The sequence below is a fragment of the Actinoplanes sp. NPDC051411 genome, from assembly GCF_040682075.1.
In the GTDB taxonomy this organism is placed as follows: Bacteria; Actinomycetota; Actinomycetes; order Mycobacteriales; family Micromonosporaceae; genus Actinoplanes.
This window is the reverse complement of sequence record NZ_JBFBAD010000266.1, coordinates 1-3289: the sequence shown is the minus strand read 5'-3', so window position 1 is coordinate 3289 and position 3289 is coordinate 1. Positions and strand designations below refer to the sequence as shown.

The 3289-nt window shown below is 66.2% G+C and carries 5 protein-coding genes; 2 read left to right on the top strand and 3 right to left on the bottom strand.

Features of this window, described 5'->3' with window-relative positions; all coding sequences use genetic code 11:
* Positions 1 to 186: 186 nt before the first annotated feature.
* Both AB0M88_RS53015 and AB0M88_RS53010 read right to left on the bottom strand, forming a co-directional pair.
* Entirely contained in the window at positions 187 to 864 is a 678-nt protein-coding gene (locus AB0M88_RS53015) for a hypothetical protein (protein ID WP_364116218.1), read from the bottom strand.
* Positions 865 to 1074: 210 nt separating this feature from the next.
* On the bottom strand, positions 1075 to 1308 hold the full coding sequence (locus tag AB0M88_RS53010; protein ID WP_364116215.1) for a hypothetical protein: 234 nt from the start codon (positions 1306 to 1308) through the stop codon (positions 1075 to 1077).
* A 194-nt stretch (positions 1309 to 1502) separates the two neighbouring features.
* Between AB0M88_RS53010 and AB0M88_RS53005 the strand changes: the two genes are divergently transcribed.
* Both AB0M88_RS53005 and AB0M88_RS53000 read left to right on the top strand, forming a co-directional pair.
* The gene (locus AB0M88_RS53005) at positions 1503 to 1727 is read left to right on the top strand and encodes a hypothetical protein (protein WP_364116212.1); all 225 of its coding nucleotides are present in this window, start codon (positions 1503 to 1505) and stop codon (positions 1725 to 1727) included.
* A 120-nt stretch (positions 1728 to 1847) separates the two neighbouring features.
* Positions 1848 to 2750 carry an IS5 family transposase gene (locus tag AB0M88_RS53000; protein ID WP_364116209.1) on the top strand — a complete coding sequence of 301 codons (903 nt, stop codon included), beginning with the start codon at positions 1848 to 1850 and terminating at the stop codon, positions 2748 to 2750.
* 126 nt (positions 2751 to 2876) lie between these two features.
* Here the strand turns inward: AB0M88_RS53000 and AB0M88_RS52995 are convergent.
* On the bottom strand, positions 2877 to 3289 hold a 413-nt coding region (locus AB0M88_RS52995; RefSeq protein WP_364116207.1), incomplete at its 5' end, for a hypothetical protein.

Genomic DNA, 3289 nt, shown 5'->3' with positions numbered 1-3289 from the left:
ACTGCGGTGGGCAGCCGCCGTGAGAGCGAACCCACCGGTCACCTCGACCCAGCCTGGCCGGGCTGCGGTCGTAGATCAATGAAACAAGTAGCCGCTGTCCGCGGGCGTCGTCGCTTGATGAGGATTTTGATCACCCGGCGCCGACTGATCGTGGGCGCCTCGTCGGCATTGTGGTGCTCGGAGGGATTACCCGTACGCGAACCAGCCGGTCGCTGGCCGTGGCAGTTCGGCCGGAGGTTCGGGCTCAGGCACCGGCTGAAGTGGCCACAGCGCCACCGCCCGTCCAGCAGCTGCCCGGATAGGGGCGCTGTCGATGACCGCGCGAGACTCGGTCACACCGAACGCCGGCCAGGCCATCACGAACGTCACCGGCCCATCCGGCGGTAGCGGGGACACCCAGAACGTGTGATCCACCGTGCGGTCGCTGCCTCCACCGCCGCCTTGGCGCAGGACGAGCCGGCCGTCGGAGTCACCGGGGCCAACGTGCGGATCTCGCAGGGTGGAGGCGCGGTCGCCGTTGGCATACTCGATGCCGAGTAGCAGCAGACGTTCCAGCGGGACTTCGACGCCGTGCCGCAAGCCGCCGCCGACCAGCCTGTGCAAGCCGCCATGGGCGAGTGCCGGGAGTGGCCGGCGTACACGCACGGCCAGGGTGAACCGGAATCCAGTGGTGAACACGTCGACCTGGGTGATGCCGACCGCGACATCGTCGGTACGGCCCAGCAGCACCGTCAACGCGGCACCGGCCGGGAGTTCGTTCTCCGGCGGCTCCATGCGTTCGCGCCAAGCACGGATCATCTCGTCGGTAGGGCGCTCGCGATCCGGCTCGCTTCGATGGCTCATGTGCATCACCTCATCCTCCACCCAGCAGAGCCGCCGACGGCGTCCGCAGCCAGCCGGGGCAGCACGTGATGTGCGGGATCCGGAGACGTTGCGGCCGTCGTGTCCATTCCGGTGATCAGACACTCGTCGAAGGTATCTGCCCATCTCGCAGCCACCGTCGCCTTCCGCGAGGTCGACCTGTACATCCGGATTTGCCGCTGATAACGCTCGGTCGGTGGCGGTCGTGCTGCGTCAGGCCTCGTCGGGAACCGGCAGGACCCGGCAGCGGCGGCGAAACTCTTCGAGGCATTGCTCCACCTGCTCGTCGTCGTGCAGGAGTCTGCCGTCGAGGTCTGGCAGGTCGATTCCGTGGAGATGCCCGAGAGCCCACCAGGTCACCTCATCGGTGATCAGGTGGTCGGCCTCGCTTCCGTGCCATTGGGCGGCCCACCGGTCTGCCTCGTCACGAGTTCGCGTACCGGCCAAGGATCGCGGCGAACCATTCATCTATCTCTTCGCGCGTGGGCGGAGGCTGTGTGCCGGGCATTGGCACAGGCTGCCGCACGGAGTCGGTCGACGCACGGATTTCCCGCGAGTCGCTGGCTACGCAGCGTCGAAGCGAGCCTCCGTTCCGCCAAGCTCCAGTTGTGCCGGCTGTGCACTACTGCCAATCTCAGACCATGATCCGCTTACGGGCTTCGACATCCGACGCCGTCTTGGACGAGGCGCAGGTCCGCCGGGTCCGGTTTCTGCTGCTGGAGTTTCTTCCCGCGGCGCGCTGCCAGGTGTCGCAAGGACCGGGGATCGCCATAGTTGTGCCTGACCGCAGCCAGGAGGATCTCACTGAAGCGCTACAGCGTCGCATCGAGGAGACCATCGGTTGTCAGCTCGTCGTGGACGACTAGGCCGTGTTTCGTAAAGGCTTGAGTTGGCGGTGGGTCACGGCGTGGCGGTGATCGATAAAGGTTGAGGTCTCCGGTAGATCGGTTAGCGACCAAGCAAACCGAACATCCACCGGAGACCTCGTGCCGAGCGTAGCGGCAGCGAGGCGTCATGACCTCACCGACGCGCAATGGGCTGCTCTGCGCCCGCTGCTGCCTGCGGAAACAGGTCATGGGCGGCCACGCACCTGGGCAAACAGAAACATCATCGACGGGATCCGGTGGCGGACCCGGACCGGGACACCATGGCGTGACGTCCCCGGCGAATACGCCCCGTGGCAGACGTTGTACCGCTGGTTCAGGCGCTGGCAACGCGACGGGACCTGGGCAACGATCCTGTCCGGGCTGCAGGCCGAGGCTGACGCCACAGGACGCATCGACTGGACGGTCAGCGTCGACTCGACCGTCAGCCGGGCCCACCAGCACGCCGCCGGCGCTCGCAAAGACGGCCATCTGCAGAAAGAACCGGCTGGTGGCGTGCATGACGAGCCCGATGATCACGGGCTGGGACGCTCCCGTGGCGGGTTCACTACCAAAACCCATCTGGCCTGCGAACAGGGCCGCAAAACCCTCGCGATCGTCATCACCGCCGGCCAGCGCGGCGACAGCCCGCAGTTCATCACGGTCATGGAGCGGATCAAGGTCTATCGAGTCGATGGAGGCCGGCCCCGCACGCGGCCCGACATGGTATTGGCCGACAAGGCCTACACCAGCAGAGGTAACCGGGGATACGCCCGCCGCCGCAAGATCCGGGTGTGTATCCCGAGCAAGGCCGATCAAGACGCTCACCGTAAGGCCAAAGGTTCCCGAGGCGGCAGGCCACCCGCCTTCGACCCGGCCGAGTACCGGCTGCGTCACGCCGTCGAATGCGGCATCAACCAGCTGAAACAGAACCGAGCGATGGCCACCCGCTACGACAAACTCGCCGTCCGTTTCGAAGCGACCGTCAACGTCGCCGTCATCAACCAATGGCTCCGCGCCTTATGAAACACGGCCTAGGACAGTCCGTGGCCCTGCCAGCGACCGACGGTCCCTAGCTGGCGCGCCTCGTGGACCTCGCCCGTAGGGCACCCGTATCTGCCGCGATTGGTGGGCCGGTCAAGAAGCGGGTCGTCACGCATAGTCCGAGCGCCAGACCCGTTCGAACTCGGTGACGGTGATCTCGAAGGTGCTCCAGTCCTCGTCGGAGTCGTAGAGGCTGGCTTGCCCAAGACCTCCGTAGCGGTCTGTGTCGTGTCCGGGTCCGTAACGGAGGACCTGGCCGGCGTCGTACATCTCGACCTGACGGATAGGCCAGCCTTCGTCGTCCGTCTCCGAAATACCAGAGTGAGTGGCCCCAACCGTCGAACTCGTCGCCTCGGGTTTCGTCCCAGCGACGGCGATAAAAACGGTTCGGCATGGCCGCACGGTACCGTGTATGACGTCCTCATTTGCCGCCGACCGGGCGCGCAGGCGATGACGGTGGTTAGGCGGCGCGGTCGCCTCTCGCCCAGAGCGATCTGGAAGCGATGATTGGGTGCTCCGCT

Excerpts from the sequence above, each read along its gene's own strand:
- AB0M88_RS53005 (WP_364116212.1), top strand. The coding sequence starts at position 1,503 with ATGATCCGCTTACGGGCTTCGACATCCGACGCCGTCTTGGACGAGGCG.